The 15,976-nt window shown below is 72.0% G+C and carries 14 protein-coding genes and 1 tRNA gene; 5 read left to right on the top strand and 10 right to left on the bottom strand.

What is annotated here, in order from left to right; genetic code table 11:
* Positions 1–120 precede the first annotated feature (120 nt).
* Positions 121–1,347 carry a cytochrome P450 gene (locus tag ACSP97_RS29440; protein ID WP_364729789.1) on the top strand — a complete coding sequence of 409 codons (1,227 nt, stop codon included), beginning with the start codon at positions 121–123 and terminating at the stop codon, positions 1,345–1,347.
* Positions 1,348–1,529: 182 nt separating this feature from the next.
* Here ACSP97_RS29440 and ACSP97_RS29435 read toward each other — a convergent pair whose 3' ends face one another.
* The 8 genes from ACSP97_RS29435 to ACSP97_RS29400 all read right to left on the bottom strand — a co-directional run bounded on the left by ACSP97_RS29435 (position 1,530) and on the right by ACSP97_RS29400 (position 8,758).
* Complete coding sequence (locus ACSP97_RS29435; protein ID WP_355152603.1) at positions 1,530–2,786, bottom strand: cytochrome P450; 1,257 nt, start codon at positions 2,784–2,786, stop codon at positions 1,530–1,532.
* Positions 2,783–3,400: a GTP-binding protein gene (locus ACSP97_RS29430; protein WP_355152602.1), complete on the bottom strand. Its 618-nt coding sequence runs from the start codon at positions 3,398–3,400 to the stop codon at positions 2,783–2,785. The genes ACSP97_RS29435 and ACSP97_RS29430 overlap by 4 nt, the downstream gene beginning before the upstream one ends.
* Positions 3,381–3,737 carry a DUF742 domain-containing protein gene (locus ACSP97_RS29425; protein WP_070022374.1) on the bottom strand — a complete coding sequence of 119 codons (357 nt, stop codon included), beginning with the start codon at positions 3,735–3,737 and terminating at the stop codon, positions 3,381–3,383. The genes ACSP97_RS29430 and ACSP97_RS29425 overlap by 20 nt, the downstream gene beginning before the upstream one ends.
* The gene (locus ACSP97_RS29420) at positions 3,734–4,153 is read right to left on the bottom strand and encodes a roadblock/LC7 domain-containing protein (protein ID WP_355152600.1); all 420 of its coding nucleotides are present in this window, start codon (positions 4,151–4,153) and stop codon (positions 3,734–3,736) included. Before ACSP97_RS29420 ends, ACSP97_RS29425 begins: the two co-directional genes overlap by 4 nt.
* 120 nt (positions 4,154–4,273) lie before the next feature.
* Complete coding sequence (locus ACSP97_RS29415) at positions 4,274–6,100, bottom strand: ATP-binding protein (RefSeq protein ID WP_440555053.1); 1,827 nt, start codon at positions 6,098–6,100, stop codon at positions 4,274–4,276.
* 652 nt (positions 6,101–6,752) lie between these two features.
* A tRNA-Leu gene (locus ACSP97_RS29410) sits at positions 6,753–6,840 on the bottom strand.
* A gap of 147 nt (positions 6,841–6,987) precedes the next feature.
* On the bottom strand, positions 6,988–7,662 hold the full coding sequence (locus tag ACSP97_RS29405; protein WP_440555051.1) for a GntR family transcriptional regulator: 675 nt from the start codon (positions 7,660–7,662) through the stop codon (positions 6,988–6,990).
* Positions 7,663–7,810: 148 nt separating this feature from the next.
* On the bottom strand, positions 7,811–8,758 hold the full coding sequence (locus ACSP97_RS29400; protein WP_355152595.1) for a beta-ketoacyl-ACP synthase III: 948 nt from the start codon (positions 8,756–8,758) through the stop codon (positions 7,811–7,813).
* Between the two features lie 305 nt (positions 8,759–9,063).
* Here ACSP97_RS29400 and fdhD point away from each other — a divergent pair, with 305 nt between their 5' ends.
* The gene (gene fdhD / locus ACSP97_RS29395; protein WP_355322730.1) at positions 9,064–9,912 is read left to right on the top strand and encodes a formate dehydrogenase accessory sulfurtransferase FdhD; all 849 of its coding nucleotides are present in this window, start codon (positions 9,064–9,066) and stop codon (positions 9,910–9,912) included.
* A gap of 199 nt (positions 9,913–10,111) precedes the next feature.
* Here fdhD and ACSP97_RS29390 read toward each other — a convergent pair whose 3' ends face one another.
* A complete protein-coding gene (locus tag ACSP97_RS29390) occupies positions 10,112–10,549 on the bottom strand; it encodes a MarR family winged helix-turn-helix transcriptional regulator (RefSeq protein WP_355152591.1) in 438 nt (145 codons plus the stop codon).
* Positions 10,550–10,684: 135 nt separating this feature from the next.
* Here ACSP97_RS29390 and ACSP97_RS29385 point away from each other — a divergent pair, with 135 nt between their 5' ends.
* Positions 10,685–11,602 (top strand): quinone oxidoreductase family protein, encoded by a 918-nt coding sequence (locus ACSP97_RS29385; protein ID WP_440555048.1) that lies wholly within the window; start codon positions 10,685–10,687, stop codon positions 11,600–11,602.
* A 46-nt stretch (positions 11,603–11,648) separates the two neighbouring features.
* Here ACSP97_RS29385 and ACSP97_RS29380 read toward each other — a convergent pair whose 3' ends face one another.
* Positions 11,649–12,692, bottom strand: a complete 1,044-nt coding sequence (locus ACSP97_RS29380; RefSeq protein WP_358294786.1) for a bile acid:sodium symporter family protein — start codon at positions 12,690–12,692, stop codon at positions 11,649–11,651.
* A 143-nt stretch (positions 12,693–12,835) separates the two neighbouring features.
* On the opposite strand from ACSP97_RS29380, the gene ACSP97_RS29375 reads away from it, so the two are divergent.
* Together ACSP97_RS29375 and ACSP97_RS29370 are read left to right on the top strand one after the other, a co-directional pair.
* Positions 12,836–13,705 (top strand): LysR substrate-binding domain-containing protein, encoded by an 870-nt coding sequence (locus tag ACSP97_RS29375; protein WP_355533005.1) that lies wholly within the window; start codon positions 12,836–12,838, stop codon positions 13,703–13,705.
* Between the two features lie 386 nt (positions 13,706–14,091).
* Positions 14,092–15,918 carry an AMP-dependent synthetase/ligase gene (locus ACSP97_RS29370; RefSeq protein WP_435642732.1) on the top strand — a complete coding sequence of 609 codons (1,827 nt, stop codon included), beginning with the start codon at positions 14,092–14,094 and terminating at the stop codon, positions 15,916–15,918.
* Positions 15,919–15,976 lie beyond the last annotated feature (58 nt).

The raw sequence follows: 15,976 nt of genomic DNA, 5'->3' as shown, positions 1-15,976 counted from the left end.
ACCGAGGGCGGAGGCCGGTTCCGGAATCCCGCCAACTACGCTGGCGTGGAAGGCTCCTTCGGTTGATCATTGTTCAACCACCGTGTGCTGCAAGCCAGTCACCGACCACGAGGGAGCCCCATGCCCACCGCGCAGGTGCCCGACATCCTCTCGCCCGAATTCGCCGCGGACCCCTACTCGGCGTACCGCCTGATGCGCGATGCCGCGCCCCTCATCTGGCACGAGCCGACGCGGAGTTACATCGTCTCGCGCTACGAGGACGTCGAGCACGTCTTCAAGGACAGGAACGGCGAGTTCACCACCGACAACTACGACTGGCAGATCGAGCCCGTGCACGGCAAGACGATCCTCCAGCTCAGCGGTCGTGAGCACGCCGTGCGCCGGGCCCTCGTCGCCCCCGCCTTCCGCGGCGCCGACCTCCAGGAGAAGTTCCTCCCGGTCATCGAACGCAACTCGCGTGAACTGATCGACGCCTTCCGGGACTCCGGCTCCGCCGACCTGGTCAACGACTACGCCACCCGCTTCCCGGTCAACGTGATCGCCGACATGCTGGGCCTCGACAAGGCGGACCACGCGCGCTTCCACCGCTGGTACACGTCCGTCATCGCCTTCCTCGGCAACCTCTCGGGCGACCCGGAGGTGGCCGCGGCGGGCGAGCGGACCCGGGTCGAGTTCGCCGAGTACATGCTGCCGATCATCCGAGAGCGCCGCGACAGCCTGGGCGACGACCTGCTGTCCACGCTGTGCAGCGCCGAGGTCGACGGTGTGCGGATGAGCGACGAGGACATCAAGGCGTTCTGCAGCCTGCTGCTCGCCGCCGGCGGCGAGACCACCGACAAGGCGATCGCCAGCATCTTCGCGAACCTGCTCCGCCACCCCGACCAGCTCGCCGCCGTCCGCGCGGACCGCGACCTGATCCCGCGGGCCTTCGCCGAGACCCTGCGGTACACCCCGCCCGTCCACATGATCATGCGGCAGTCCGCGTCCGAGGTGAAGCTCAGCGGCGGCACCATACCCGCCGGTGTCACCGTCACCTGCCTGATAGGCGCCGCCAACCGGGACGAGAGCCGCTACCGCGATCCCGACCGCTTCGACATCTTCCGCGACGACCTGACCGCCACGACCGCCTTCTCCGCCGCCGCCGACCACCTGGCCTTCGCGCTCGGCCGGCACTTCTGCGTCGGCGCGCTGCTCGCCAAGGCGGAGGTCGAGATCGGCGTCGGCCAACTGCTGGACGCCATGCCCGACATGCGCCTCGCGGACGGCTTCGACCCGGTCGAGGAAGGCGTCTTCACCCGCGGACCGCAGCGCCTGCCCGTGCGGTTCACGCCCGTGCCGGCCGCCTGACCGGCACCACCGCCGAGGCGACGGGCCCCGCCCAGGGGCCCGTGCGCCCTCGCCACCCCACGGCCGCGCCACCGGGAGGCTGAGCCCCGCCCCACCGGCATCGGGCATCCGCCCTACGGGATCGTCCGGCGTCGCTCTCCCGGGTCGTCCGGCAGCGCCCTCCCGGGTCGGCGGTCACCCGCCTACTGCACCACCGGCGTGAACCGCACCGGCAGCGCCGTCAGTCCCCGCATCCAGATCGACGGACGCCAGGTCAGCGTCTCCGGCTCGACCGACAGCACCAGGTCCGGCAGCCGCTCCAGCAGCGTCTCCACGGCCGTCCGCGCCATCACGTCCGCCAGCAGCGGCGCCGGATAGGGGCAGCGGTGCTCGCCGTTGCTGAACGACAGGTGCGCGGCGTTCTCCGCGCCCACGTGCGCGTCGGGCCAGATCTGCGGATCGGTGTTGGCCGCGGCCAGCCCCAGCACCAGGCAGTCGCCCGCCCGGATCTGCCGCCCGCCCAGCTGGGTGTCCCGAACAGCCCAGCGGCCGATGAAGTTCTGCGTCGGCGTGTCCAGCCACAGCGCCTCGTTGAGCGCCTCGCCCACGCTGAGCCTGCCGCCCGACACATTCACCGCGAACCGCTCGTCCGTCAGCAGCAACCGCAGCGTGTTGCAGATCCAGTTGGCGGTCGGCTGCTGCGCCGCGGCGATCACCGAGATCAGGTCCTGGACGATCTCCTCGTCCGTCAGTCCCGCCGGATGCAGCAGCATGCGCGAGGTGACGTCCGGCCCCGGGTTCTCCCGCTTGTCCTTCACCAGTTGCCGCAGCCGCTCGCCCACGCGCCCGTACGCCGCCACCGGGTCGTCGCCCTCCGCCGCGTCGAGCGAGATCCGCAGGTCCTCGACGAGCCGCCGGGTGTCCTCGCCCGAGGCCGGCATCCCGCACATCTGCACCACGGCCCGCATCGGCAGGGCGTGCGCGTATCCGGCCATCAGCTCGGCCTGACCGCTGCCCGCGAAGGCGGCGATGAGCCGGTCGGCGATCAGCTGGCAGTTGCGCGCCAGTTCGAACTGGTCGACGCCCTCCAGCGCCTGGGTGATCACTCCGGCCCGCCGCCGGTGCTCGTCGCCCTCGGTGAACAGCACCGACGGCTGGTAGCCGACGTACGGCAGCAGCGGCCAGTCCGCCGGGATGTTCTCCCACTGGTTCCAGCGCCGGGAGTCCCGCGCGAACAGCTCGTCGTGGCTGGTCACGTACGTGACCTCGGAGTAGCCGAGCACCAGCCAGGCCGGGATGTCCCCGTCGAGCAGCACGGGCGCGACCGCGCCGTGCTCGCGGCGCAGCGCGCGGTACATCTGCGCCGGCGTCTGCTGGTACTCGAGCCCGGCCAGGCGCACCGCGTCGGTGTGGACGGGGCAGCCCGACGGAGCCTGGTGCGCGGGAGAGGACTCGGTCACGGCGTCGCCTCCTGGGCCATCGCCAGTTCGTACAGGTGGTCCACGAGGGTGATCAGCACGTCCTTGCCGGACTGCCGGACCCGCGCGTCGCAGTCGACCATCGGCACCCGCTCGGACAGCGCGAGCGCCTGGCGGATCTCCTCCAGGGAGTACCGGTGGGTGTCGTCGTCGAACCGGTTGACGGCGACCACGAACGGCGTCTTGTGGTGCTCCAGCCGGTCTATCGCATACCAGGAGTCGTTCATCCGGCGCGTGTCCACGAGCACCACGGCGCCCAGCGTCCCGGAGAACAGCCGGTCCCACAGGAACCAGAAGCGCTCCTGGCCCGGCGCGCCGAACAAGTACAGCACCATGCGCTCGTTGAGGCTGATCCGGCCGAAGTCGAACGCCACGGTCGTGGTGGTCTTCGTCGCGACCGCGCTGGTCTCGTCGAGGCCGACGCCGGCCTGCGTCATCACCTCCTCGGTGTTCAGCGGCCGGATCTCGCTCACCGAGCGGACCAGGGTCGTCTTGCCGACACCGAATCCGCCCACGATGACGATCTTCAGTCCGGTCTCCGCCGCGTCGGCCAGTGGCGTGCGGCGGGCGGGCAGCTCAGAGGTTGCGGAGCCCATGGAGCACCTCCTTGAGAAGGGCGGAGTCGGGAAGCGAGGCGACGGACTGCGCCGCGCGCGGCCGGCGGGCGGTGATGCGGCCGGTGTCGAGCAGGTCCCCGAGCAGGATGCGCACCACCGTGATGGGCAGTTTCAGCTCCGCCGCGATCTCGACGACGGCCGTGGGATGCTCGCACAGTTCCAGGATCCGGGCGTGCTCCGACTGCATGCCCGCCGTGGGCCGGCACTCGCTGACGATCAGGGTGACCAGGTCGAAGGAGTCGTCGGCGCGGCTCCGGCCGGCCGTGACCGTGTAGAGCCGGTCGGGGTCACCGGTGTCCACGGGCTTGCGCATCACGAGGCGGCACTCCCGGGAAAGGGCTCCCGGGGCTCGGCGCGCAGGTGTTCGCCGATCTGGTCCACCAGCTCGGTCATCTGGTGGCCCACAACGCCCGGGTCGGCGTCCTCCTCGGCGACGACCGCCAGGTGCGCTCCCTCGCCGGCCTCCACGATGAACAGCAGGCCGCCGTGGAACTCGGTCATCGACTGCCGGACGCCGCCGGTGCCGTCGCCGAACTCCACGGACGCGCCCTGGGACAGTGCCTGGATGCCGGAGCAGATCGCCGCGAGCTGGTCAGCCTGGTCGAGTGTCAGGTGTTCGGTCCAGCAGAGCTTCAGACCGTCCCGGGACAGGGCCAGGGCGTGCCGGGTGCCGGGGGTGCGCTCCAGGAGGTTCTGGAGGAGCCAGGTGAGGCTGTTGTCGGTGGTCTGCATGGTGGGTGGTGGGTCGGTGGCACCGGCTGACCGGTCACCGGCCCGTTCCTCCAATCTCATGAACTCGGGCGGGAAGCGGGCGTCGGCGCCCTGGGCGCCGTACGGGAAAGGGGGCGGCGGCTACGAGGCGGGCGGCGGCTCGGACGCGGACCGGGCGTCCGGCCCGGCGGTGCCGCCCGCGGACCGGCGTCCGCGGTGGAAGGCGCCGAACCGCGCGCCGGCGTCGCGTGCCGGGCGCCGCTCCGGGCGGTCCGCGTCCGCCGTCCCGGGCTCGGTTCCGGGCGCGGTCCCGGACACCGCGTTGGACGCCGACCGGCGCTGCTCGCGCTCCCGCTCCGCCTCGGCCATGGTGCGGCCGGGCGCGCGTACGGGCAGGCCGTTCGGCGTCGAGCCGGCGGCGTGCCCGGGCCGTCCCCGCTCGGGCGGCTCCGGCCGGACGGCGGGCCGCTCCGGGACGCCTGGGCGCGCTTCGGACTCGGGCGCCGGTGCGTGTGCCGGGGCGGGCTCGGACGCCGGGGCGGGCGGGGCGGCGGGGACGGGGCCCGGCGTGGGCACGGTCCCGGTGGTGGTGCGGCCGACGGTCCCGCGCGACACGGCCTCGCGCTGCTGGGCGATCAGCTGCGGGGGCAGCAGGACGACGACGCCGGTGCCGCCGCGCGACGAGGGGCGGTAGTTGACGCTGATGCCGTACTTCACCGCGAGCCGTCCGACCACGGCGAGGCCGAGCCGGGTGCCCTGCAGCGAGGCGAGGTCGGTCATGCGCCCGGACACCGCCTCCTCGGCGCGGCGCATCGCCGCGTCGGCCATCTTCAGGCCGCTGTCCTCGATGGTGACGACGAGTCCGGCGCTGCGGTCCTCGACATAGACGTGCACCTCGTCGATGGGCGGGGAGAAGTTCGCCGCGTTGTCCATCAGCTCGGCGAGGAGGTGCATGACACCCTCGGCGGCGAAGCCGGAGATCGCGGCGGTGGTGGAGCAGTGCAGGCGCACCCGCTGGTAGGCGGCGATCCGGCCGACGGCGCCGCGCAGGATGCTCTCCATCACGATCGGCTTGTTCCAGGCGCGGCTGGACCGGCCGCCCATGAGCAGCGCGAGCCGGTCGGTCATCAGGCCGAGCTGGGAGGTGCTGTGGTCCAGCTTCAGCAGGTCGCCGAAGACCTCCTCGCCGTGTCGTTCCTGCATCTCCCGCAGGTCCGCGAGCATGCTGACGGTCTTGGCCTGGACGCGGCTGAGCGCCTTGGCGGAGGCGGCCTGCGCCGCGGCGGCGCGCCGCTCGCTGCGGGCGAGTTCGCGGACGAACGACTCGGTCGGGGTACGGACCATCGGCAGCCGCGGCAGGTCCAGTTCGGCGAGCACCGTGTCGGCGGACGCGCCCTCGCGCAGCCCGGCGACGGCGGCGGGCAGGGTCTTCTGCGTCACCTGCTCCAGCGCGGCGAACGCCTCGTTCAGTTCGTCCCTCGCCTGCCGGCGCTCGCCGTCCAGGACGGCCGCGTGCCGCACGCGCTCCTCCACCGTTTCGGCGAACACATAGGCGATCCGGCCCAGTTGCGGGTCGGACGGCTGGGCGACACCGCCCAGCGCGTCGACCGCGCTCATGCCGTCGCGCAGCCGGTCGGCCACGGCGGGCAGCGTCACGTTGGCCAGGTGCGCGGTCTCCGCCGACAGCTGTGCCGCCTGCGCCTTGAGACGGCCGACCTCGGAGCCGTGCGTGGCGGCCGTGTGCCGGGCCCGCCGGACGAGCCGGTGGCCGACGAGGACGGCCACGGCCAGGCATACCCAGGCGACCGCCACCACGGTCAGCGCCCAGGGACCGGCCCCGGACGGCGCCAGGGCGACGGCCACGCCACCGGCCGCGGCGCCGAGCACCAGCACGACCAGGGGCACGGTCGCCGAGGTGCGCGGCGCCTTCGTCGGCCGTTGCTGACTGAGTGGTGCAGGCAGTGACATTCCGCGGTCCCTCGGTCCATGGGATCAGGAGAAACGGGCAGCCGACGCACGGCAGCCGCGGGCCGGAAAGGGGGGCGCCAAGAGGACGACGATCTTCCGACCGGGTACCTGCATATGCTAGCCACACTGGCGCACGAGAAGATCTGACGGGCGGCGTAGTTCGCCGTCTACCGGAGTTCGTCGTGAACCGATCGACCGAATGTCCGTGTGTGGTAGGGGACTTGGTTGCCCTGGCGACCTGTCGACGTACCGGTGGCAGAGCTTGAAATGTGCTGACGTATCGTCAAAACATCACCAAGCGGACCTCGTTCGAAGATCAAACCCCGACGGTCGAAGTCACTTTCCAGCCAACCGCGTGCTTCCGACGGCGAAGCCGGGCGCTCCACGGCTCCGCCACCTGATCATGGCCGCTCCACGCCCGCAGTGACTCCGCTGGCGGCTCGGGGCGCGGAGGGCGTGGGCGGCTTCTTCGCCGAGGACAACCTCGCGCAGGCGGACCTGGGGGCGGCGGTGGAGTGGCTGGCGGACCCGTGATCGTCATGAACGACGCGGAGCTGCTGCGCGGCTGCGACGCCGGCGAGCACGTTGGCCACCGGTCGGCCGGGTCGCATCCCTGAAAAGCAGAAGACCCCTGATCAACAGGGGTCTCAGCTGGTGTCCGAGGGGGGACTTGAACCCCCACGCCCGATAAAGGGCACTAGCACCTCAAGCTAGCGCGTCTGCCATTCCGCCACCCGGACCAGGTGTCTGCCGCCTTGCGAGGGGCTTCCCTCGCGGCGACATGGACAACAATACCAAGGTTTCGGAGTGGGTTTCACCTGCGTATTCGGCCCACTGGGGGCGGGACGGCGGGTGGGCACGCAGCGCGAGAGGGTGCGCACCGGGAGTCAGGACGCCTGGCGGTACACGTACTGCGGCCTCTCGGTGTGTTCGCGCATCAGACGGCCGGCCTTCTGCTCGTCGTGGCTCGTGATCGCGAGGGCCAGTCGGCCGTGCACATGCCAGGAGGCGTTGCCGCACGGGCCGGCGACGGGCACGCAATACCAGTGCACGCGGCGGACGACCTGGGCGGTGAGGTCGGCGAGGACCGGGTTGCCGGCCATCTCCATGACCTTGGCGTGGAAGGCGGCGTCGAGGGCGATCGTCCTGGCGATGTCCCCGGGGATCGCCGCGCGCCGGCCCTCCGCCACGAGGTCGCGGAGGGCTTCGATGTCGTCCGGGTCGGTGTTGCGGGCGGCCAGCCGGGCGGCTTCGGTTTCCAGGAGGGCGCGGACGGCGAGGAACTGGTCGACCTCGTCCTCGGTCGGTTCATGGACGAACGCGCCCTGTGCGGGGCGCAGCTCGATCCAGCCCTCCACGCTGAGCCGCTGGAGCGCCTCGCGCACCGGCTGCCGGGAGACACCCAGCCACTCGGCGAGCTCACTCTCGACCAGGTGCCGGCCGGGCGCGAGGCGGTGGGTGAGGATGAGATCCAGCAGCGCCTCGTGGACGCGGTCGCGCAGCGGGCCCGGCCGCTCCAGCCTGGGCACCACCGCTCCGAGTGACAGTTCCGCGGACGACATGACGGTTCCCCCCTCCTCGCCGGGTCCCGCCCGGCCGCGCCCTGCGATCGCGGGCGCCCGTATTGGTGTCATTTGTCGGCAGACTACTGTTCACCGTGTGCCGGGCGGGAGGGGGTGGCCGTCCGATCACCCGTTCGTGCGGCGTGTCTCACGGGCAGTGGACGACCTGACCGGCGTACGACAGGTTGCCGCCGAAGCCGAAGAGCAGTACCGGGTCCCCGCTCACCAGAGTGCCCTGCTCGACGAGCTTGGAGAAGGCGAGGGGGATGCTGGCGGCGGAGGTGTTGCCGGACGCGGTGACGTCGCGGGCGATCACCGCGTTGACGGCGCCCAGCTTCTCGGCGAGCGGTTCGATGATGCGCAGGTTGGCCTGGTGGAGGACGACCCCGGCGAGGTCCTCGGGGGCGATTCCGGCCCGCTCGCAGGTCCGGCGGGCGATGGCGGGCAGCTGGGTGGTGGCCCAGCGGTAGACGCTCTGCCCCTCCTGCGCGAACCGCGGGGGCGTGCCCTCGATCCGCACCATGTGGCCCATCTCGGGCACCGATCCCCACAGCACGGGGGCGATCCCCGGCTCCTCCCCCGGCGCGCACGCCTCCACCACCGCGGCTCCGGCCCCGTCGCCGACGAGGACGCAGGTGCTGCGGTCGGTCCAGTCGGTGACGTCGGACATCTTCTCGGCGCCGATCACCAGGGCGCGGGTGGCGGCGCCGGCGCGGACGGTGTGGTCGGCGGTGGCCAGGGCGTGGGTGAACCCGGCGCACACCACGTTGACGTCCATGGCGGCGGGGCTCGGGATGCCGAGCCGGGCGGCGACCCGGGCGGCGGTGTTCGGGGACCGTTCGATCGCGGTGGAGGTGGCGACCAGCACCAGGTCGATGTCGGCCGGGGCGAGTCCGGCGGCGGCGAGGGCCTTGGCGGCGGCGTGCGCGGCTAGCTCGTCCACCGGCTCGTCGGGACCGGCGATGTGACGGGTGTGGATGCCCACGCGGGTGCGGATCCACGCGTCGTCGGTGTCGACCAGGCCGGCCAGGTCGTCGTTGGTGAGCACCCTGGCGGGCTGGTAGTGGCCGATGGCGGCGATGCGCGAGCCGTGCATGACGGGGTCCCCCTCGTTGCCGTGGGTAGCGGGAGCCACAGTCTGTCCAGTGACTCGCGGGTACAACGTCACGTGAAGCCACAGGAATCGGGCAGGTGATTTGTCGGCTCCGCGCAGCCGCACCGGGTCCGGGCTCGGGTCACGGTGCACGGGGATCGCACAGCGGGACCGGGCATGGTCCCCCATGTGCAGGACAATGAGATCGTGAAGGCCGCCTCGCCCCGTCGGCGGGGTGGCCACGGCTGTCACCGTAGGAAGGGCCGTTTCGGCCGCCCAGCACGTAGAGAACCGGGACTGATCAGGACATGGGACGAGTCACGGAACGACGCAAGGTACTCCGCATCCGGGACGGAGCGGTCTCCACGCGGCCGGACACGCTCGTCGCCGAGGAACCCCTGGAGATCCGGCTGAACGGCAAGCCGCTCGCGATCACCATGCGCACTCCCGGCGACGACTTCGCGCTCGCGGCGGGCTTCCTGGTGAGCGAGGGCGTCCTGGCCGCCGCGTCCGATCTGCAGAATATTGTCTACTGTGCGGGCGCGACCGCGGACGGCTCGAATACGTACAACGTGGTCGACGTGAAGACCGCGCCGGGCGTCACCCTCCCCGACTTCGGTCTGGAGCGGAACGTCTACACCTCCTCCTCGTGCGGTCTGTGCGGCAAGGCCAGCCTGGACGCGGTCCGTACCACCGCCCGGTGGCCGATCGCCGACAGCCCCCGTCTCCGTGTCACCACCGAACTGCTGGCTGAGCTGCCCGAACGGCTGCGGACGGCTCAGCGGGTGTTCGACCGGACCGGGGGCCTGCACGCCGCCGCCCTGTTCACCGAGGACGGGGAGCTCCTGGACGTCAAGGAGGACGTGGGCCGGCACAACGCGGTCGACAAGCTGGTGGGGCGGGCGCTGCAGAACGGCGAGCTGCCCCTGTCCCGGACGGTGCTGCTGGTCTCCGGGCGGGCCTCGTTCGAGCTGGCGCAGAAGGCGGTGATGGCCGGGATACCGGTGCTGGCCGCCGTGTCCGCGCCGTCCTCGCTGGCGGTGGACCTGGCCGCGGAGACCGGTCTGACGCTCGTCGGTTTCCTGCGCGGCAGCTCGATGAACGTGTACGCGGGCGAGGACCGGATCGCCCTGCCGCAGGGGGCCGTGCACGGCTGATCGCACGGCCCGCACCGATCAGCCCCCCCCTCAGCCGCGCCCGTGCGCCCCGGCCGCGTGCTCGGCGAACGCGGCGATCGGCGGACCGGCGAGCGATGGTCCTGTGCCCACGCCGGCGGCACCGGCTCGCCGGCGCTCATGGACCGGGACGGAACGCTGGTCCGCGGGCCTGCCGGTGTCGTCCACCGGCCCCGCACGGTCACTGGTCCGTGCCGGAGATCCTGGTCAACAGGTCGATGAAGCGGTCGCGTTCGGCCGCGGTCAGCGGGGCGAGCAGTTCGTCGTTGGCGGCGCGGGCGGCGTGTTCGCAGCGCACGAGGAGCCGGTCGCCCCGGTCGGTGAGGGAGACGGCGTTCTTGCGGCGGTCGCGGAGGTCGGGGGCGCGGACGACGAGGCCGGCGTCCTGCAGGTCGTTGAGGATGCCGACGAGGTCCTTGGGGTCGAGGGCGACGCCCCGGGCGAGGTCGGCCTGGGCGACGGGCGCGAGGTCGCGGACGGCGGAGAGCACCACGTGATGCCACATCTTCAGGCCCTCCGCGGCGAGGGCCTCGGCGACCAGGGCACGACCCCGGGCGGCGGCGCGGCCGAGGAGCCAGCTGGGCAGGGAGCGGATCGCGGTCAGGGGTGCTTCGGCCATGGTCGGCAGCCTATCCGAGAAATCGTTGGACCTCCCCATGAATCGCTGTCTATTGTCGGTCCTCCCGACGACTTCGTGGGTGTCCCCCACGACCCGATCCCGCCGGGCCGTCCGGCTGTGGAGATGGAGGTGGCGATGCGTCGCGTCCGGTACGAGTCCCGCGGTGGCCCGCTGTTCCTGGAGGAGACCGGCATCCCCGAGCCCGGACCCGGGCAGCTGCTGGTGCGCTGCGCGGCGATCGGGGTCACCCTGCCGGTCGTCCGCAAGGTCCGCGAGGCCGCCGAGCCGATCGCACTGGGCGGCGAGCTGGCGGGCGAGGTGGTGGCGACCGGCCCGGGGGTGACCCGCTTCCGGAGCGGCGACATGGTGACCGGGCTGTGCTTCGGCCATGGGTACGCCGACTACGCGGTGCTCCAGGAGGCCATGGCCTCGCCGGTGCCGGCGGGTGCCGACGCGGTGGACGCGGTGGCGCTGGTGCGCAGCGGTCTGGTGGCGCTCGGCGCCCTTGCGTCGGCGCGACTGGCGCCGGGCGAGTCGGTGCTGGTGACGGCGGCGGCGAGCGGGGTGGGGCATCTGGCGGTGCAGTTGGCGCGGGCGCGGGGCGCGGGGCGGGTGGTGGGGGCCGTGTCGGCTCCGGGGAAGGCGGAGTTCGTGCGCTCCCTGGGTGCGGACGACTGCATACAGTATTCCGACGACAGTTGGGGGGATCCCGTCGACTGTGTGGTGGATGCGGTCGGCGGTGACCTGCTGACCCCCGCCCTCGCCGCCCTCGCCCCGCACGGCCGGCTGGTCGCCTACAGCTCGGGCGGCGGCACACTCCGGGCCTACGACCTGCTGGTGGGCGCCAAGTCGGTGATCGGCTTCCAGATGGCGCTGATCGCCCGCGGCCAGCCCGAGCTGTACGAGGAGTGGCGCCGTGAGCTGTGGCGGCTGTGCCACGAGGGCGCCGTCCGGCCCGTCGTCCACGCCCGGTTCCCGCTGGAGGAGGCGGCACGGGCGCACGCGCTGATCGAGTCGAGGGCCAACCTCGGCAAGGTCGTCCTGTGCCCGTGAACACGCCGGCGAGCCGCGTCTCAGCCGAACGCCGTCACCACCGCCGTCACCGAAGGACCCGGTCCTGTGACCGCCCCTCGGCCGCGGGTGCGGCCGACCCGTCGGCGCCGGCGTCCTCCTCCGGCAGGTCCCGGGCGCGCCGCTTGGCGATGACCGCGCACACCATCAGCTGCATCTGGTGGAAGAGCATCAGCGGGAGCACGGCCAGGGAGGCGTGGGCGCCGAAGAGAACGCTCGCCATGGGCAGGCCGGAGGCGAGGGACTTCTTGGAGCCGGCGAACTGGATGGCGATCCGGTCCCCCCGGCCGAAGCCCAGCGCCCTGGCTCCGTACCAGGTCAGCACCAGCATCACCGCGAGCAGGGCGGCCTCCACCAGGAGGAGCGCGCCGAGCCGCGCGGGGCTGACCTGGTGCCAGATGCCCTGGACCATGCCCTCGCTGAACGCGGCGTAGACGACCAGCAGGATGGAGCCGCGGTCGACCAGTCCGAGGACCTTCTTGTGCCGGGCGACGAAGGGACCGATCCAGCGCCGCAGCACCTGCCCGGCAATGAACGGCACCAGCAGTTGCAGCACGATGTCGACCAGGGAGTGCGCGGAGAACCCGCCGCCGCTGTTGCCCAGCAGCCCGGCCGCCAGCAAGGGGGTGAGGACGATGCCGACCAGGGAGGAGAAGGACCCGGCGCAGATCGCGGCGGGCACGTTGCCGCGCGCGATGGAGGTGAAGGCGATGGACGACTGGATGGTGGACGGCACCAGGGTCAGGAACAGCAGCCCCTGGTAGAGCGGCTGGGTGAGCAGCACCGGCACGGCCGCGCGCGCGGCGAGGCCGAGCAGCGGGAAGACGACGAAGGTGCAGGCCAGCACGGTGACATGGAGCCGCCAGTGGCGCAGTCCGTCGAGTGCCTCCCGGGTGGACAGACGGGCGCCGTAGAGGAAGAACAGGAAGGCGATCGCGGCGGTCGACGCTCCGGAGGCCACGGTGGCGCCGGTGCCCCGTGCCGGGAACAGCGCGGCGAGACCCACCGTGCCGAGCAACAGCACGATGTACGGGTCGATCGGCATCCAATTCGGCCAGCGCAGGCGTGTCACGGTGCTCCGATGGGTTGTGCGACGGCGTTCCGGTCCGGGCCCCGGGGCCCCTCCTCATGATCCCCTCCCCCACCCCGATCGGGAATCCCGTATACCACTCTCACTGTCATCACAAACCCCGATAACCGTCGTACGCTGGTGGTGTGTACGACCCGACGCAGCTGCGTACCTTCCTCGCCGTCGCCCAGACGCTGAGCTTCACCCAGGCCGCCCGGCGGCTTGGGCTGCGCCAGTCCACGGTGAGCCAGCAGGTGCGCCGGCTGGAGGACGCGGCCGGGCGCCCGTTGTTCTCCCGGGACACCCACTCGGTGGAGCTGACCGAGGACGGCGAGGCCATGCTGGGCTTCGCGCGCCGGATCCTGGAGGTGCACGAGCAGGCGGCTGCGTTCTTCACCGGGACCCGGGTGCGCGGGCGGCTGCGGTTCGGCGCGTCGGAGGACTTCGTGCTGACCCGGCTGCCGGAGATCCTGGAGGGCTTCCGCTACGACCACCCGGAGGTCGACCTGGAGCTGACCGTGGAGCTGTCCGGGACCCTGCACGAGCAGCTGGCCGCCGGGAAGCTGGACCTGGTGCTGGCCAAGCGGCGCCCGGAGGACCCGCGCGGAGCACTGGTGTGGCGCGACGACCTGGTGTGGATCGGCGCCGAGCGGCTGCGTCTGGACGCCGACCGGCCGGTCCCGCTGATCGTGTATCCGCCGCCCGGCATCACCCGGGCCCGTGCCCTGGAGGCGCTGGAGCGGCAGGGGCGCGGCTGGCGGATCGTCTGCACCAGCGGCAGTCTCAACGGGCTGATCGCCGCGGCCCGCGCGGGGCTCGGGGTGATGGCGCACTCGCGGCGGCTGATCCCGCCGGGCCTGTTCCGGCTGCCGGAGCGTTCGGGGCTGCCGGAGCTGGGCAAGGTCGACTTCGTCCTGGTCCACGGTCACCGCAGGCCCGGCGCCCAGGAGGCGGCGGACGCCCTGGCGGCGGCCGTCCTCGCGGGCGGGGAGCGGCTGCGGCGCCCCGGGGGCTGACCCGCCCGCCCGCGCCGGTGCGGCGCTGCCGCAGGGGGCTCTCGTCCGTCCCCGGGCCCGCTGTCCTCCTGGGGCGAGGCCGGCGATGGGCTCCGGGGCCGTCCGCGTTCTCCGTACGGCGGGTTCATGGCCGTAATCGCTCTGTACGGAGCCGTAATCGGCGCGTACAGATTCGGTGGAGATTACGCCCCCGAAACTTACTGACCCGTCGGTAGCGTGTCCGTCCCTTACCCATGTGCGCGCATTTCCGGGGCACCGGCAGGGCGAATGGCGCGCTTTGCTCGGTTTCCGCCCCCCTCCCCTCCGGTCGGGGTGTGAGGTAGCTTTCACGGCGCTGTGCCGAGCATCACCGGCGCAATCAGGCAGCGAGGATCGGGGAGCGAGGATTGCGCGAGTTCACGAACCCGCCTCTCACGTCGGCACCGCCGGTGGGTGGCCTGGCCGATGCCGTCTTCGAGCACGCCCTGACGGACCCGGAGCGGGTCGCCCTCGGCCGCAAGGACGCCGACGGGCAGTGGCGCGATGTGACCGCCGCCGAGTTCCGTGACGAGGTCCTCGCCCTGGCCAAGGGGCTGCTGGCGAGCGGGATCCGGTTCGGCGACCGGGTCGCGATCATGTCCCGCACCCGCTACGAGTGGACCCTCTTCGACTTCGCCCTGTGGACGATCGGCGCCCAGGTGGTGCCCGTCTACCCCACGTCGTCGGCCGAGCAGTGCTTCTGGATGCTCTACGACGCCGAGGTGACGGCGGCGGTCGTGGAGCACGAGGACCACGCGATGACCATCGCCACGGTGATCGGCCGGCTGCCCCGGCTGCGGCAGCTGTGGCAGCTGGACGCGGGCTGTGTGCAGGAGCTGTACGACGCCGGGGCGCATCTCGACGACGACGTGGTGCACCGGCATCGGCAGGCGGTCAGCCCGGAGTCGGTGGCCACCGTGATCTACACGTCGGGCACCACGGGCCGCCCCAAAGGGTGCGTGCTCTCGCACGGGAACTTCATGTTCGAGGCGGACAACGTGGTGGGGCGCTGGGAGTCGGTGTTCCACTCCAAGCGCGGGGACGAGGCCTCCACGCTGCTGTTCCTGCCGCTCGCGCATGTCTTCGGGCGCATGGTGGAGGTCGCCACGATCCGCGGCCGGGTCCGCCTCGGCCACCAGCCGCAGCTGAACGCCGCCGCGCTGCTGCCCGACCTCCAGGCCTTCAGGCCGACGTTCATCCTGGCGGTGCCCTACATCTTCGAGAAGGTGTTCAACGCCTCCCGTCGCAAGGCGGAGAAGGAGGGCAAGGCGGGGCCGTTCGAGAAGGCCGTCGATGTCGCGGTGCGTTACGCGGAGGCCGTCGAGGCGAAGGCGTGGGGCGTGGGGCCGGGCCCGACGGCGGGGCTGCGGATGCAGCACCAGCTGTTCGACAAGCTGGTGTATGCGAAAGTCCGGGCCGCGATGGGCGGTCGCATACGGAATGCGATGTCCGGTGGCTCCGGGATGGACCGCCGCCTGGGACTGTTCTTCGCCGGCGCGGGCGTGCAGATCTACGAGGGGTACGGGCTGACGGAGTCGACCGCCGCGGCGACCGCGAACCCGCCCGAGCGCACCCGGTACGGCACCGTCGGCCAGGCGATCCCCGGCGTGACCGTGCACATCGCGGACGACGGGGAGGTGTGGCTGCACGGCGGCAACGTCTTCCAGGGCTACCTCAACAACCCGAAGGCCACCGACGAGTCGCTGCACGACGGCTGGCTGGCCACCGGCGACCTGGGCTCCCTGGACGAGGACGGCTATCTGACGATCACCGGCCGCAAGAAGGAGATCCTGGTGACCTCCGGCGGCAAGAGCGTCTCGCCCGGGGTGCTGGAGGAGCGGGTCCGCGACCATCCGCTGATCAGCCAGTGCATCGTGGTCGGCAACGACCGCCCCTACATCGCCGCCCTGGTCACCCTCGACCAGGAGGCCGTCGAACACTGGCTCCAGATGCGCAACAAGCCGCCGATGGCGCCCGCGCAGCTGGTGCGCGACCCGGATCTGGAGACCGAGGTGCGGCGTGCGGTGGTCGCCGCCAACACCCTGGTCTCGCAGGCCGAGTCGATCCGCACCTTCCGGATACTGGCGCAGCCGTTCACCGAGGAGCACGGCCTGCTGACGCCGTCGCTGAAACTGAAGCGCAAGGCGATCGAGAAGGCGTACGAACGCGAGGTCGAAGCGCTGTACAAAACGTGACAATGTGCGCGGGTCAGGAATGCTCTTCGGTGTGTGATCGTTGAGGATAGGAGTACCA

Source organism: Streptomyces sp. SCPE 10, from assembly GCF_051980735.1.
GTDB lineage: Bacteria > Actinomycetota > Actinomycetes > Streptomycetales > Streptomycetaceae > Streptomyces > Streptomyces misionensis.
The sequence above is the reverse complement of the archived record's forward strand: the minus strand, read 5'-3'. Positions and strand labels throughout refer to the sequence as shown.